Source organism: Bacillus sp. 01N42_2 (assembly GCF_056399565.1).
The window spans coordinates 1-16,663 of sequence record NZ_JBFTRO010000002.1 but is presented as its reverse complement, the minus strand read 5'-3'; the positions used below and the strand labels follow the sequence as shown (position 1 = coordinate 16,663).

The window sequence follows — 16,663 nt, the reverse complement described above, 5'->3', positions numbered from 1 at the left end:
CCAAGTTTTATTTTCCTTTGTATTCAGGGGGTCTTTTTTCTTTAAAGGCGCGCAGCCCCTCTTCTCTGTCAAGTGTCGGGATGACTTGTTCATATGCTTTTCGTTCGATTTCGAGCCCTGTATTGAGATCAGTCTCCAGCCCTTTGTTTATCGCGAATTTTGCTTGTCTGACGGCGATCGGCCCATTGGCGGCGATGCGGCCGGCCAGTGCTTTTGCTTTTTCCAAAAGTTCTTCGGTTTCACATACATGCTCGACCAGCTTTATGTCTTTTCCCTCTTGGGCCGTGAGCCTCCGGCCGGTATAGATCAACTCTTTTGCCGCACCGGGTCCGATAAGCCTAGGCAGTCTCTGTGTTCCGCCCGCCCCGGGTATGATCGCAAGGCCTGTTTCAGGGAGGCCGAGGCCCGCCCGGCTGGCGGCGATTCTGATATCGCAAGCGAGGGCGAGTTCAAGTCCGCCGCCGACTGCCGTTCCATTCAGCGCTGCAATGACCGGCTGCGGGAGTGCTTCAATTGAGGCGGCGGTTTCACCGATACGACTGACGCTTTGTTTGACTTGTTCATGATTCATCCCCGCTCTTTCTTTTAAATCAGCACCGGCGCAGAATGTGTTTCCGAAGCCGGTGAGAATGACACATCGAATGGATGGCGAATTTTTGATGTCTGTAATCACACGCTGTAAATCATCAATCATTTCTGATGACAGTGAGTTGGCCGCATGCGGGCGGTTCAGCATGATCAGGCCGATTGTTTCTTGACAGACGGAAAACAATACACAATCTCCCATGGCTTCTCCTCTCTCTCATTTCGTTCTGAAGACCTGCAGGTTTCTGCTTGGCAGGTCTTTGCCGATTTTATCCCCGATCCAGCCGGCGGCTTCAAGTAGTTTATTCATGTCCGTCCCGGTATCAATCCCCATTTGTTCAAGCATATAAATGACGTCTTCAGTGGCGGCGTTTCCTGCTGATCCCGGAGCATACGGACAGCCGCCAAGCCCGCCTGAGGAGGTGTCAAAGGATGTAATCCCCATATCAAGAGCGGGAATGATATTTGCAAGAGCCGTGCCTCTTGTATCATGGAAATGGAGTGCGATTTTTGAGGCGGGAATTCTCGGTAAAAGAGCTTCAAGCACGGCTATGACCTGCAAGGGGTTCGCCGCGCCGATTGTGTCGCCGAGTGATAATTCATCAACGCCCATTTCAAGAAGCGTGTCTGTGAGCCGGATGACTTGTTCGATCGGTACGTTTTGTTCATACGGGCATCCGAATACGGTGGAAAGATAAGCTCTCGTTGCCATTTTTTCAGATTTTGCTTCAGAAATGACCTGCCTGAGCTCTTGAACGGTCCGGTCAATCGGTTTGTTGACGTTTTTTTGGTTATGGGTTTCGCTTGCTGATAAAAACACACAGGCTTGATCAATTCTGCCTTCTGCCGCATGCTCCAGCCCGATGAGGTTTGGAACGAGAGCCGCGTATACTGTATGTTCTGTTCTGGCAATTCCCTTTGCAACGTTCAGACTGTCACGCAGCGCCGGAATCCACCTCGGATTCACGAATGAAGTCACTTCGATATAGGAAAGTCCTGTTTTTGAAAGCATATTGATCCACTCAATCTTATCTTCTGTATCCACCCACGCGGACTCATTCTGCAGGCCGTCACGGGGTCCCACTTCGTTGATGCGGACATGCTTCGGACAGTTCATTCTGCACCTCCCGTTTTATTGGAGCTCAATCAGGACCTCTCCTTCATCGGTGAAATCACCTTCTGCTTTTCTCACTTCTTTCACCGTTCCGGATACATCAGCAATAATCGGAATTTCCATTTTCATTGATTCCAAGACAGCTACTTCCTGTCCTTTTTCGATGACATCGCCCGGTTTCACATGAATTTTCCACAGATTTCCCGCCATCTGAATTTTTATCTCACTCATTTGGACGCCTCCCCGTTCATGGTTTGTAAAAATCCGGTTGTCGCTTCACCCTTTTCAAACGCTTCTGAATGGGCAATCTTTGACAGCAGGGGAATATTGGTTTTAATCCCTTCTACATGGTATTCGCGAAGAGCGGTTTTCAGTTGTTCAATGGCTTGTTTTCTCGTATTCGCCGTGACGATCATTTTGGCAATCATCGGATCGTAAAACGGAGAAATGGTGCTTCCCTTTTCAACGGCGCATTCGTGTCTCACTGACGGATGCCGTAATACGGAGAAAGACGAGATGGTGCCGGGTGACGGATAAAAGGTGACCGGATCTTCCGCATAAATCCGCACTTCGATCGCATGCCCGTGATGTGTGATGTCTTTCTGTGAAAAAGTCAGCGGCTGACCCGCGGCAATTTTCAGCTGTTCTTCCACAAGATCCAATCCTGTAATTTCTTCTGTCACCGGATGCTCTACCTGCAGTCTTGTATTCATTTCTAAGAAATAGATTTGTTTCTTTTGGTCGACGAGAAACTCTATGGTGCCCGCATTTTGGTAGCCGATCGATTTAGCGGCTTTAACGGCGGTTTCGCCGAGTCTTTGTCTTAATTCATCATCAACAAACGGGGACGGCGCTTCTTCTATCACTTTTTGATGGCGCCTTTGCACTGAACAGTCACGTTCAAACAGATGAACGGTATTGCCGAAAGAATCTGCGAGAATCTGAATTTCAATATGACGGGCGTTTTCAATGACTTTTTCCATATACATCGCGCCGTCTCCGAAAAAGGATGCAGCCCGCTTTTGATTGCCTTCAAACGCTTTGGCCAGCTCTTCTTCTGAATGTACGATCTGCATGCCGATTCCGCCGCCTCCAGCGGACGCTTTCAGCATGACCGGAAAGCCGATGGCGCGGGCCTCGGCTAAGGCCGAGTGTACATCGGGCAACGGTTCTGAAACACCGGGAACGATCGGGATCTTTGCTTTTTGCATCGTTTTTCGGGCTTCTATCTTGCTGCCCATCTTGGCGATGATGTCACCGGGCGGGCCGATAAACGTGATTTGTTCCTTGCGGCAGCGTTCGGCGAACGAACTGTTTTCTGACAGCAGTCCATAGCCGGGATGAATGGCGTCCGCTCCGGCGGCTTTAGCGGCTTCTATGATTCTGTCGATATGTAAATAGCTTTCATTTACTCTCGATTTTCCGATCGGATAGGCCTCATCTGCCGCTTTTACATGGAGCGCATTCTGATCGGCTTCTGAATAGACAGCTGCCGAGGGAATGCCGAGACGTTTGCAGGTGCGGATAATTCGTAAGGCGATTTCTCCTCTGTTGGCAATCAGGATTTTTGTAAACAAATGTGAAGCACTCCTTTTTCATTAAGTTAACTTGAGCTCTTCAATCGTTTTTTCCCGCAGCTTGAATTTCTGAATTTTTCCTGAGGCTGTCATGGGATATTCATCTGTGAATAACACATACCGGGGGACTTTGTAGCGGGCGATATGTTCTTTGCAAAAGGTTCTGATGTCTTCTGTGGAAGCGGTTTGTCCGTCTTTGAGCCTGATCCACGCCGCGGCTTCTTCTCCGTATTTCGGATCAGGTACACCAACAACTTGAACGTCTGCTACTGCGGGATGCCGATATAACATTTCTTCAATCTCCCGGGGATAGATATTTTCGCCGCCTCTTATCAGCATGTCTTTCAGACGGCCCGTGATTTTGCAGTACCCGTCTTCATCCATGACCGCCAAATCACCCGTATGCAGCCAGCCGTCTTTGTCTATCGCTTCTTCGGTCGCTTCTTGATTTTTATAATAGCCTTTCATGACGTGATATCCGCGGGTGCAGAGCTCTCCCGGTTCGCCCCGGGCGGCCTCCTCGGATGTTCCGGGCCGAACGATTTTGATTTCGATATGAGGAAGCGCCCGCCCGGCTGTTTCCACTCTTCTTTCAAACGGATCATCCGTTCTTGTCTGCGTAATGACAGGTGATGCCTCGGTCTGTCCGTAGGCAATGGTAATGCCGGTCATCCCCATTTTGCCGATCACTTCTTTCATGACTTCCGCCGGACATGGCGAGCCGGCCATAATTCCGGTTCGGACGTGAGAAAGATCATATTCAGAAAAACGGCTGTCATTTAGGAGGGCGATAAACATCGTCGGCACACCGTGCAGAGCCGTGCAGGCTTCTTGCTCCACCGTTTTCAGAACGGCCGGCGGAGAAAACTGTTCAATCGGGATCATCGCTGCACCCGCGGAAACACATGCCAGCACGCCGAGCACACACCCGAAGCAGTGGAAAAACGGCACGGGAATGCATAAACGGTCACTTGGGGTAAGCTTCATGCACTCTGCGATATTGGCCGCGTTATTGACGATATTAAAATGTGAGAGCATGACACCTTTCGGAAATCCGGTCGTACCCGATGTATATTGCATTTGAATGCAATCATCCTTATCCAGGCTGTCCATCCTTCCGTTAAGCGCTGCATCCGTTACAGACTCGGCACCCTTCAGCAAAGAATCCCACCGGTGCATGCCGGGCGGTCTTTGATCACCGATATATAACACCGTCCGTAAAAAGGGATACCGTTTCGAACACAGCCTGCCGCGCTCACAAGTTTTCAGCTCCGGAATCAGCTTATTCACCATTTCAACATAAGATGTCTGCCTGTATGAATCCATGATAATCAGGGACGTGACGTCTGAATGTGTCAGCAGGTAATCGAGCTCTGCGATTTGAAAATTCGTATTGATGGTGACCAGGACGGCGCCGATTTTCGCCGTTGCAAATTGCGCCGCGAGCCATTCCGGTATGTTGGATGCCCATATGGCCACATGATCTCCTTTTTCAACTCCCAGCTTCATCAGCCCTTTTGCGGTTTGCCGGCATAACCGGTCAAACTCCGCATACGTATAACGAAGGCCGCGCTCAGGGTAAACAACCGCTTCATGATCCGGAAAAAGCTCCGCGGTCCGCTCAAGCAGCTTTCCTGCTGTTAAATGGATAAGTTCAGCCATATGACCTGCTTCCTTCCATTCTTGTTTTGGTAAACGTTTTCATTTCACTTCAAGAGCTGTCTTGCAATGACCATTCTTTGAATTTCTGACGTTCCTTCGCCAATCTCCATCAGCTTTGCGTCACGAAGCATGCGTTCGACACCGCACTCCTTCATATAGCCGGAACCGCCGTGAATTTGGATGGCCTGAAGGCATGTTCTGACGGCCATTTCTGAAGCATAGAGCTTGGCGAATGCCGCTTCTTTCGTAAATGGCAGGTTTTGATCCTTCAGCCAGGCCGCTTTAAGCACCATTTGTCTGGCAAGGTCAATTTCCATCGCCATGTCAGCGAGCTTAAATTGGATGGCTTGAAATGACGATATCGGGCTTCCGAACTGCTTGCGTTCCTTCGCATATGACAGCGACGCCTCCAACGCTCCTTGAGCGATACCGACAGCCAGCGCCGCAATCGAAATCCGTCCGCCATCTAATGTATATAAAAATTGCTTGAAACCTTTTTCAGGATCACCGAGCAGGTTGTCGGCAGGCACCCTGACATCTTCCAGCACAAGTTCGGCCGTATCAGATCCTCTCACACCCATCTTGTCGTACGGACTTGTGATCGTAAAACCCGGTGTGTCTGTCGGGACGATAAGAGCTGAAATGATCGGTTTTCCGGCGGAGTTCTTTCCCGTAACGGCGGTGACAATGACCGTGCGGGCATAATTGGCGTTAGTGATCCAGCATTTCTCTCCGTTTATCACATAGTCAGCACCCATTTTCTCGGCTTTTGTCTGTGTTCCGCCGGCATCTGAACCGGCATTCGGCTCCGTCAATCCGAATGATCCGAGCGCTTTTCCGGAAGCTAGCGGAGTAAGGTGTTCTTGTTTTTGCTGTTCAGTACCGAAATAGTACAATGGGCTTGCACCGAGTGACACGGCTGCCGCGTAGCTCAGCCCCGTGCTTCCGCAGGCTTTTCCGATTTCTTCAACTGCCGCTGCATAGGAAATGGTATCACCGCCCGCTCCTCCGTATTCTTCCGGAAACGGAATTCCGAGAAGGCCGAGTTCGCCCATTTTTTTAAATGTGTCTATCGGAAAGACGGCTGATTGATCAACCTCATGGGCTTTCGGGGCAATTTCATTTTTGGCGAAATCTCTGACCATTTCGCGCACCATCTGCTGTTCTTTTGTCAGTTGAAAATTCATTAACCTTCCTCCTTCTGCTGCTTTCTACATTTTATTAATGGGGATCTTTATTCATTCCATCCAAATAAAGTCTGAACATTCGGACTCATCTGCCGCAAAAAAACTGACAGCGCGGCAACTGTCAGTTTTTTTAGAAATGCTATTTAACCGTCCGTTTTGCGGAAGGACGGCTTTCATGGTGAAGCCTGTCAACGGAAGTAACGATATAGGTGCAGGCGCCTTTCGCCTGGATATCAGTATCTGAAAATGTCTGCGTCCGTGGCGCTGTTTTTCTGACTGTATCAACTAAATAAGGCTGCTTTCCCTTTTCTGCGCGGTAAATGGCGTAATAAGCCGTTTTTTTACCGTTGGATTTTGCATCTTCGATAAAGAGTGTATTGCCTGAAGCGTTCTTCTCCGCCCGTTTGACAGCCGGTTTTTTTAAAGCGGAATGTCCGAGCCAAGGCATCTCGGGTATTAATGCTGGCCGGCTGTACATGTCATTGATCAAGCGGTTTTTCACATCGAGCGGGTTACGGTTCAGATCTTTTAAACTGAAATGCATGCTGCCTTTAATCCAAGCTGATTCCCTGTTAAGAGCAATCTGTCTTCCGTATTCCTCCGGATCGGCCCAAGGCGGATCAGCGTTGTTGTTGATTTTATAAGCTGCCTGCCCGATATATAAATGCACGGGACGATTTTTCACTTCATTGCCCCACCAATCCGCTAAGACGTCATATGCCGCCGCTTTAAAGCCGATACTCCAGTAAATCTGCGGTGCGATGTAATCAATATATCCTTTTTGGATCCATTCTCTCGTATCAGCGTATAAGTCATCGTAGTTCCGCACTCCGGCGGCCGTTTTGGAGCCTGTCGGGTCATCTGCGGCATTTCTCCATACGCCGAATGGGCTGATTCCGAATTTGACATAAGATTTTTCTCGTTTAATGGCCTGATTGATCTCTTTTACAAGCTGGTTGACGTTATCCCTGCGCCAGTCATCAACTGATGCAAAGTGAGCTTTTCCGTACCGTTCGTATGCCGCCTGATCGGGAAATTCCTTTCCGGCGATTTTATAAGGGTAAAAATAGTCATCCATATGAACCGCATCAATGTCATATCGGCTGACCACCTCTTTGATCCCATCCGTTATAAATTGCCGTACTTCGGGAATGCCCGGATTATAATACAGCTGATTTCCGTATGCGGCGACCCAGTCCGGATGAGAACGGGCGGGATGATCACCTGAAAGCGCATTCAAATTTGTGTGATTCATCGTGATCCGGTAAGGGTTGAACCAAGCGTGGAATTCAAGATTCCGTTTATGTGTCTCTTCAACTAAAAAAGCAAGCGGATCGTAGCCCGGATTTTTGCCTTGCGTTCCTGTCAAATACTCTGACCACGGACCGTAATCTGATGGATAAAAAGCATCAGCCGTCGGTTTAATTTGAACGACCACGGCGTTCATCCCCATTGCCTGAACGTCATCCAGCAGCTTGCTGTATTCTTTTTTTTGCTCATCGGGTGACAGCCCTTTTTTAGAGGGCCAGTCGATATTGGTGACAGACGCGATCCATACGGCTCTCATTTCCCTCTTCGCCTGAGTGCCGCCAGCTTTTGCTGGTGCTGAGACTGTAAAGATGCCTGCTGTTGTCAGTAAAACGGCCAAAAACCATATGATGCTGGAACGGCAGCCTTTCATGTTTTTCCCCCTTTCAGCTTTACGGTATTCCGAAGCATTCCGGGCGGTGAATCAAAAAGCCTGCTTTATTCTTCTCAGCCTAAAAAAAAGAAAAAAGTCCTAAAGCGGTTGAAACGCTTCAGGACTTTTTATGTTTCATGGCGGCGAGCACGTCAATGACCTTCGTTCCGACGCCGACACAGGTTTCAAGAATGGCCTGCGCTCCGGCAATGGACAAAATGAAAATAACCGGATGTGCATAGCGGGGCCAGACCAAGTAGCAGATGCCGATCAATATGGCGCACCAGACACCCGCACACCAATAACATTGCAGCATATAACCGAATGCGGAGGAAGGGACTTTTTTTTGGACGGCGCGCCCGCTTTGATCGATGGTTTTTTCTTGCTTTAAAAAGGGTTTTCTTATGAATTCGGTAATCTTATCAAATACAACTAAATGGGTCAGCCGATAGCTGGCAAGGATGATCATTACATATGTAAGCCAAGATAGGTTCGTCATGACAAAGCCTCCAAAAACCTGGTTTGATTCCCCTATCTTGCCCTCTGTCATCCTGAACCATTCTGCCGGATGCTACATATTCCGTTCCAAGCGTCTGCCGCTGTTTGCAACGATGTCCAGTATGACCTCGGCATTTTTGTGTGCAAACTCGGGTTCAAACATATCTTTATGGGCTCCCTCGCCCTGATATTCCTGATAGAGTCCCGTTGTGGCGCCTTCCCATTTCTTCGGCTCAGGCTCAGCATTGTGCTCTCCCTTTATGCCGGCCTCAATAAAATGGAGGTTTGCCGCAATTTGGCCGTCATTTATCAGTTCCGCCCAGTACGTTTGATAGCGCTCTGTTTTTCTGATGACCGCTTCCCTGACGGCTTCCGGGACATTTTCGGCTGTTGCGTTTGTTGGCTGCGGCGGCAGTGTGTCAAGCTTTCTGTACGCGTCTGCGATAATGACGTCGCTGATTTCTAAGCCGCGCTTTTCCATTGCTTTTGCCGCCTCGAATGCCGTATTGCCGCCCGCTGAATATCCGAAGAGGATATAAGGGCCTTCCGGCTGGATTTCCAGCATTTTATCAATGTATTGTTCCATTCTGCTGTCTTCTTCAATAAAGTTAAAGCCGTACACAGCAGCCCGTCCATTTAATGCCGCCGCCAGATCTTTGAAGAAAATGCCGAAACCTGAGATTGGCGGAAAACAGAAAAGGTTGCGGCCTTTCGGCTGATTCAATCTGCTGATATGCTGTTCGGCGGCTTCTGACAGTTTGCTGGAATACAGCTTTTCAGCCAATTGTTCAATTGTCGGATATTCAAATATCATTTCAATCGGGACATCCATCTGCTGTCTGGTCTTCAGCTGGTGGATGACTTGCAATGCTTTCAAAGAGTGCCCGCCAAGCTCAAAAAAGTCATCCTGTATGCCCAGCTCCCCGCAGCCGAGTATCGGCGACCAAATGTCGATCAGCTCACGCTCTACCCAGTTTCGCGGGGGAACGGCTTTTGATGACGTCTTTTTCCGTTCTGGCGCAGGGAGTCTGCGGCGGTCCACTTTGCCGTTTGCGGTAAGCGGCATACGGTCAAGCTTTACCACATACTGCGGAATCATATAGTCGGGAAGCGGCCTTGCCAATAGGGAGCGAATGGTTCTTTCTTCAACATGCGCGCCTGTATAATACGCACAAAGGATGGCTTCTTGTCCTTCGTCTGACACGATGACTGCCGCTTCCCTGATTCCCTCAATTTCAGTCAGCCGCGCTTCAATTTCGGCCGGCTCGATACGCTTTCCGCGAATCTTGAATTGACGGTCGATACGGCTGATGTATCCGATGCTTCCATCCGGCAGCCAATAAGCCAAGTCGCCTGTTTTGTAAATCTTTTCTTCAGGATGAATCGGGTGGCTGACAAATGCTTCACTTGTTAAGTCAGGCCTGTTTAAGTAGCCTTTGGCAACCCCGTCGCCGCCGACACAAAGCTCACCGGGCACGCCGATCGGCGCAAGTCCGCCATTTTTCTCAATGATATACGCGGTTGAATTAGTGATCGGTTTTCCGATTGGGATCGGCTGAGAAAAATCATGCTTGATTTCATAAAAGGTGGAAAATGTCGTATTTTCCGTCGGTCCGTATATGTTATAAAGGCTGAGATTCGGACAGCGGTGTCTGACCTTATTGATGAGCGCCGGTGACAAAGCTTCTCCGCCGACATATAAGGTGTGCAATCCGGAAAACATCTCCGGATCCGCCTGAGCAAACTGGTTAAAGAGCGCCGTCGTCAAAAACAGAATCGTAATACGATTGGAACAAAGATAATGGCCGAACCTCTCAGGCGCAAGCATTGTCGTGCGGTCAACCACATGAAGGCACGCTCCGTTCAAAAGCGCTCCGAAGATTTCAAACGTCACTGCGTCAAAACCGATGGACCCTGTCAGAATGAGACGGTCCGTCGTGCCGGCCGACGTGTAATTGCTGTTTGACACGAGCGATACGACGTTGCGGTTGGAAATCATCACGCCCTTCGGTTTTCCTGTGGAACCGGATGTATACATAATATAGGCAAGATCATCAGGTGACGTAACGGTATTCAGTTTTCCTGCGTCAGCGGTTTGTTTCTCAGCGGCAGCCGGGATAGAGATGATGTGAGAAAAGTCAATATCAGTCTCAATCCCGTTTTGTACCGTTAACAGCTGTGCCCCGCTCTCAGTGAGCATATCGGCGATCCTGTCGGAAGGCAGATCTGCATCGAGCGGAAGGTACGTCCCTCCCGCTTTCAAAACAGCGAGAACAGCGATGATAAATTCCGGTGAGCGTTCGGCTAAAATCCCGGCAATTCCCTTTTGCGCCAAACCGTTTTCCAGCAGGGTGCGGGCGAATGCAGTTGACCGTTCATCAAGCTCCCGGTACGTCAACGTCAGCCCGCCGGCGTGAAGCGCCTGATGATCCGGGGTTTTCTCCGCCTGACGGCTGAATAGGCTGATGATGCTTTCGTCTCTTTCATAAGTTGTTTTCGTGTTATTAAATTCGCCGATTATTCTTGATTTTTCCTTTTGTCCGAGCATCGGAAGCCGGTCAGCAGGAACATCGGGATTAAAAGCGGCGCCGCGCAGCGCTTCTTCCAAGTGTCCTTTTACGCTCTCTATCCATACTTCGTCATAAACGTTCGCATTGTAGCTGAATTTGATAATCAGCTCATCGCCGGGCGCTATGATGAGGTTAAAGTCATAGCCCGATTGTTCCGACACGTTGACATTCCCGATTCTAAACGGCGCATCCGATTCCTTTTCCGCGTCTCTCATCTGCTGCTGAATCGGATAATTTTCAAACACGATAATATGGTCGATTAAATCCTGTTTCAGCTCAGTCTGAGATTGGATGTCGGCAAGCGGATGATAACTGAACGCCTCTGAATCAAGCATTTCTTTCTGGCAGCGGCCCAGCAGTTCTCTAAAGCTTTCATCACCCGTTTTAATGCGTACCGGGACAGTATTGATAAACAGTCCGATCATGCTTTCCACGCCGTCAATGACAGAAGGCCGCCCTGATACGACGGCGCCGAACACGGCATCGTCCGTTCGGTTGTAGCGCTGCAGCATCAGGCCCCATACGGTCTGCATAAGAACTGCAAGTGTTGTTCCTTCTTCTTTGGCGGTCGTTTTCAGCTTGTCCGTCAGGCTTTGATCTAAAGAAAACAGCAGCTCTTTCTTGTGATAGCCTTTTTCCTGGGGCCGGGCCGATATTTTCGGCAGTCCTGATGGGGTCTCAAAGCCCGCTAAATATCCTTTCCAATACTCAGAAGCTGCGTCGTTGTCCTGATCGGTCAGCCATGTAATATAAGTGCTGTACGGCTTAGCGGGCTCCAAGGTGACGGGTGAGCCTGATTCAATCGCCCGGTATATATGCATAAATTCCTGAAGGACGATGCCGAGGCACCAGCCGTCCATGAGGATGTGATGATGGCTCCAGACGCATACATATTCTTCGTCAGCTGTTTTAAACAAAGAAACACGCATCAGCATATCCTTTTGCAAATCAAAGCCCTTTAAGCGGTCACGTTCCTTAAATCGCTGTATATAGCTGTTTTGTCCCGCTTCATCCAAATGTGTAAGATCTTCGCGGTGCAGCCGGAATTCCCGCTCACGAAGCACGACTTGGCGGGGGCCGTTCAGCTGAGCGACATGAGGTAAAAATACCGTTCTGAAAATATCGTGGCGGCTGATGACAGACTGTACGCTTTGCTCAAACAATTCCGGACGAAGCCGGCCTTTTATGGTGAAGACGGATTGCTCGATATATGCAGCCCCCTCCTTTTGCAGAAAGGAATGAAAAAGCATTCCTTCCTGCATTCGGCTGAGGGGATAAATATTTTGGATATTTTTCGTTTTGTCCATGTGTTCCTCCCGCTCGGTTTAGTGGAAGCTGAGTAAGTCGGCAATATCCTGCAATGCTTCCTCGGTCAGCTCCCGATCATCAAAGTCACTGACGGTTTTCTCCGTATCGGTTTTACTGAGGCAATGTTCCGACAGTTTCAGGAGAAAATACCGGCAGCTTTCGGACAGCCGTTCGATCGTATCCTGCCGGAAGCGTCCCGTTTCATAGGAAATGCTGACGGTCATCCGGCCTTTTGCCGCAATCGCGCTGATTTCAAGTGACTGCTCCCGTTTCCATGTATCCGTCACATCATCTCCGCTGCCCAAAGGAGAAAACTGAAACGCATCAGGCTGTTCCGTTTCTGCCGGATTCCCGCCCGGCGCATCGAATTGTCCGAGATAGTTAAAGCTGATCTCCGGTGCTTTCCCGAAAGTCATCCCGGCAAGCTTCGGCGGTGTCAAATATTTAAGGACGCCGTATCCGTTCCCTTTATCCGGAATGCGCCGCAATGTGTCTTTGACGGTTTTCAATGTGCGAATTTCATATTCTTCAAGAGGTTCATAAGCTCCCGCCCGGAAAAGCACCGGATAAATGGAAGTGAACCACCCCACCGTTCTGCTGATGTCCGCACCGCCCTGCTCCGATTGGCGTCCGTGTCCTTCAAGGGCGATTTTCAAAGCGTGCCGCGGCGACCATTTCTGAACAGCGAGCACGGCGGAAGCCAAAAGCACATCTTGCGTATCCGTATTGTAGGCGCTGTGCACATCTTTCAACAGCGCATTTGTTTCACTTTCTGTCAATGTGAAAGATACCGTGTTCCGTTTTTCCGCAGAAGTTTGAGATCGTTCTGCCTGCTCGCAAGGGAGACTTTCTGTTTCATAGTGTTCTATCTCCCGCCAATACTCCGCCTGCTGAAGCAGCTGTCGGCTTTCAGCATAATCCTCCAGCTGCTCCGTATATGATTTGAATGACATGGTTTTCGGCGGAAGATTGATTTCTTTTCCGGAGACAGCCTGCTCATAGGCAGAAGCCAAGTCTTCCAATAAAATCCGCCATGACATCCCGTCGACGGCGAGATGATGGACGGTAAGAAACAAGTAATCTTCTGCTTCAGAGCGGAACAGCCCCGCCTGTACAAGCGGCCCGTTCTCCAAATCCATGTTTCTCTGAAGCTCTGCGACGCGGCGTTTTATAAAACGTTCCTTTTCATCCTCATTGCCTGCCGCTTCCAAAATAGTCAGGCTGTAGAGCTGCTCATCTGGGAGGCCAGCCGGTCTGTTGAAGAGGAAAAGGCCTTTCTCTCCGTCTTTTTTGCATACAAGGCGCAAGGCATCATGATGAACGGTAATGGCTTTTAACGTCTTCCTCAAAGCCTCTTCATCAATTGCATTTGTTCTCGTCAGCATAACGGACTGATTAAAATGGTTTGCTTCCTTCATGTCCTGTGCGAAGAACCATTTTTGAACAGGCGACCACTTCACTTCTCCTTGTGCGGGAGCTTGGCTGACCGGCTGCCGCTCTGTACGGACATAAGGCGCCAGTTCTTTAATTGTCGGCCGGCTGAAAATATCTTTTACAGCGATCTGTTTTCCTGTCTGGTGTAATCGGGCCGAGACTTGCAGGGCTTTGATGGAATCGCCGCCAAGCTCAAAAAATGATTGATCCGCTGCAATGTTTTCAGTTCCGAGCACGTCGCTCCAAATCGCGGCCAATTCCTTTTCAATGGCGCTGGAAGGTTCTGTAAACACCCCTCCCGTTTGCATTTTTTTCCGCGGCTCAGGAAGCGCGCGGCGGTCAAGCTTCCCGTTCGGTGTGACCGGCAGGGCCTCAAGTGTTTCAAAGAGCGCCGGCACCATGTAAGCGGGCATTTCATTTCTGAGCGCCTGCTTCACCGTTTCGCTTTCTGTTCCTTCTTCTGTCACGATATAAGCGCATAATTCCGTTTGGCCTGCTGATGCGGACAGAGCAGTGACGGCGGCTTCTTTGACACCTTTTATGCCTGTTAAGGCGGCCTCAATTTCTTGCAGCTCCACCCGGTAGCCTCTGATTTTGACTTGCTCGTCCATTCGGCCGATATATTGCAGCGTGCCGTCCGGCAGCCATTTTGCCAGATCGCCCGTGCGGTACATGCGCCGGTTCTTCCGGAACGGGTCTTGGACAAAGGCTTGAGCCGTTTGCTGAGGAAGATTGCGGTACCCTCTTGCAAGGCCGGAACCTGAGATGCAAAGTTCCCCTGTTACACCGATCGGCTGCAGATGATCCCCGTTTAAAATATAAACGTGTGAATGATCAATCGGCCGGCCGATCGTAATCTCCTCATTTTGTTCTATATGTCTTGCCGCTGCAGTGGCGACGCTGTTTTCTGTCGGACCGTACTCGTTGGCAAGTTCCGTGTGAGGACAAACCGATAAACTGCGGCTGATCATGTGTTGATCGACCGCTTCTCCCGCTAATGTGACAATCCGGAGAGACTCGGCATCTCCCGGCTCCAGTACGTCAAGCAGTGTACGGTACAGCACGGGAACAATAATCATGTGAGTAATGCGGCAAGAAGCGAGATAGTGTTTGATGGCCAGAATATCTTTCGCTTCGTCTTCAGCTAAAACCGCCACTTTCGCGCCGGAAATCAGCGGTGTGAACATACTTGTTACAAATCCGTCAAAGGAAAATGAAAAGAGCTGAAGAACCGTATCTTTCTCATTCAGATTATAAAATCCGCTCCGCCATTGAAGGGTCTGGCTGACGGATCGATGTTCGACCATAACCCCTTTCGGCCTGCCTGTCGTCCCTGACGTATAAATGATGTAAGCCAAATCCTCCGGCGCCGACAGTGACTGAACCGGTGAAGCGTCCTGTTCCTGTATATCTTCCAATGCGAGTACTTCACCTTTAAAATGATCAGGCACTTGATCTATCGCGCCCCGTATGGTAAGAAGAATCGCTGCGCCGCTGTCTGAGGTGATATATTGCTTACGTTCCTCCGGATATTCAGGATCTATCGGGACGTAGGCGCCTCCGGCTTTCCAAACTCCGAAGACTGCCGCTACTTGTTCCGGCGATCTTGGTATCACAATGCCGACGGCTGCATCAGGTCCGATCTGCCGTTTTTGCAGAGCTCTGGCGATTTTATTCGACCATTCATCTAAATCTTTATATGTGACCAATGTTTCCCCGCTGATAAGGGCCGCAGCATCAGGTGTTTTTTGTGCCTGGGTGATGAACAGTTCATGAACTGTTTTTTCCGGCAGCTGTTTATCCGTCATGCTGTTAAAATCCGCAAGAATCCGGTTTCGTTCCGGTTCTGTCAGCATATTGATCTCCCGTAAAGAGGATTCCGGTTCACGGACAATGTGTTCAAGCATCGTCAAAAAGTGGGAAGCCCAGCGTTCCATCGTTTCTTTTCGGAATAAAGCCGCGGCATATTCAAACAGAAAATGAATCTGTCCCCCGCCTTCAGAAGCCTGCAAAGTGAAATCAAATTTGGAAACCGGACGGGACATGTCCGCAGGCTGAATATGCAAACCGTCCAGAAGCAATTCCTCATGCTCCATATTTTGTACGACAAGCATGGCATCAAACAGCGGATTGCGGCTCATGTCCCGCTGCACGCCGAGCCGTTCCACAAGCTCTTCAAACGGATAGTCCTGATGCTCATACGCTTCCAGTGCGGCCTGACGGACTTCCGCCAAGTAATCGGTAAACCGTTTGTCCCCTTTCGGCTCCGTTCTGATGGCGAGTGTATTGACGAACATCCCCAGAATCGGTTCAAGGTCTTTGTGCGGACGCCCGGCAATCGGCGAGCCGACGATAATGTCTTCCTGTCCGCTCAATCGCGCGAGCAGCGTATTGTACGCGGCGAGAAGCACCATATACAAAGTGGAGCCGTGATCGCGGGCGATGCGGTGAAGACCGGATGCCGTTTCAGCGTCAAGCGTGCACGATACGTTGCCGCCCGCAAAGCTTCTGACAGCCGGACGAGGCTTGTCAGCCGGAAGCTCAAGCACCGGAAGCTCGCCTTCAAGCCGCTTCAGCCAATACGCTTCCTGTTTCTGATATCCTTCCTTCTGCTGAAACGACCGCTGCCAGACGGCATAGTCTTTATATTGAAGGCGCATCGGCACAAGCGAGCGCCCTGCGTACAGCTCGCCGAATTCTTTAATCAAGGTGTTGACGGATACACCATCGGAAATAATATGATGCATATCCGTTAATAAAAGATGGCGTTCGTCCGATTCTTTCACGAGGGCCGCCCGGAAGAGCGGCGCTTCCTCCAGACAAAACGGCCGGACGAATGCGTCAGCTGACTCGGCTTCATCCAGCTGAAACGGCACGCTGTCATGGATGCGCTGCACCGGTTCGCCGTCATGTCCCGTTTCAAAGGACGTTCTGAGCGACTCATGCCGCTCGACAAGCTGCCGGAACGTCTCCTCCAGCCGGCCGCGGTCAAGCGGGCCCGTCAGTTCCAGCACAGCCGGCATATTGTAGCCGACACCGCCGTCTTC

At 50.1% G+C, this 16,663-nt stretch carries 9 protein-coding genes and 1 pseudogene; all 10 read right to left on the bottom strand.

Annotated elements, in window-relative coordinates:
- Positions 1–7 precede the first annotated feature (7 nt).
- Entirely contained in the window at positions 8–787 is a 780-nt protein-coding gene (locus tag AC1DN5_RS04175; protein WP_016935931.1) for an enoyl-CoA hydratase, read from the bottom strand.
- Positions 788–802: 15 nt separating this feature from the next.
- On the bottom strand, positions 803–1,702 hold the full coding sequence (locus AC1DN5_RS04170) for a hydroxymethylglutaryl-CoA lyase (RefSeq protein WP_366969311.1): 900 nt from the start codon (positions 1,700–1,702) through the stop codon (positions 803–805).
- A gap of 15 nt (positions 1,703–1,717) precedes the next feature.
- Positions 1,718–1,930, bottom strand: coding sequence for an acetyl-CoA carboxylase biotin carboxyl carrier protein subunit (locus AC1DN5_RS04165; protein ID WP_016935929.1), 213 nt, complete (start codon positions 1,928–1,930; stop codon positions 1,718–1,720).
- The gene (locus AC1DN5_RS04160; RefSeq protein ID WP_016935928.1) at positions 1,927–3,276 is read right to left on the bottom strand and encodes an acetyl-CoA carboxylase biotin carboxylase subunit; all 1,350 of its coding nucleotides are present in this window, start codon (positions 3,274–3,276) and stop codon (positions 1,927–1,929) included. Before AC1DN5_RS04160 ends, AC1DN5_RS04165 begins: the two co-directional genes overlap by 4 nt.
- Before the next feature lie 21 nt (positions 3,277–3,297).
- Positions 3,298–4,950 (bottom strand): annotated as a pseudogene (locus tag AC1DN5_RS04155) (AMP-binding protein); the annotation flags it as partial.
- Between the two features lie 32 nt (positions 4,951–4,982).
- Positions 4,983–6,125 carry an acyl-CoA dehydrogenase family protein gene (locus AC1DN5_RS04150; protein WP_016935926.1) on the bottom strand — a complete coding sequence of 381 codons (1,143 nt, stop codon included), beginning with the start codon at positions 6,123–6,125 and terminating at the stop codon, positions 4,983–4,985.
- Positions 6,126–6,264: 139 nt separating this feature from the next.
- The gene (locus tag AC1DN5_RS04145) at positions 6,265–7,806 is read right to left on the bottom strand and encodes a glycoside hydrolase family 10-like protein (protein WP_366969309.1); all 1,542 of its coding nucleotides are present in this window, start codon (positions 7,804–7,806) and stop codon (positions 6,265–6,267) included.
- A gap of 118 nt (positions 7,807–7,924) precedes the next feature.
- Positions 7,925–8,305, bottom strand: a complete 381-nt coding sequence (locus AC1DN5_RS04140; RefSeq protein WP_366969308.1) for a DUF1360 domain-containing protein — start codon at positions 8,303–8,305, stop codon at positions 7,925–7,927.
- A 72-nt stretch (positions 8,306–8,377) separates the two neighbouring features.
- The gene (locus tag AC1DN5_RS04135) at positions 8,378–12,181 is read right to left on the bottom strand and encodes a non-ribosomal peptide synthetase (RefSeq protein ID WP_366969307.1); all 3,804 of its coding nucleotides are present in this window, start codon (positions 12,179–12,181) and stop codon (positions 8,378–8,380) included.
- An 18-nt stretch (positions 12,182–12,199) separates the two neighbouring features.
- Positions 12,200–16,663: amino acid adenylation domain-containing protein (locus AC1DN5_RS04130; RefSeq protein WP_476982766.1), on the bottom strand; the 4,464-nt coding region annotated here is incomplete at its 5' end.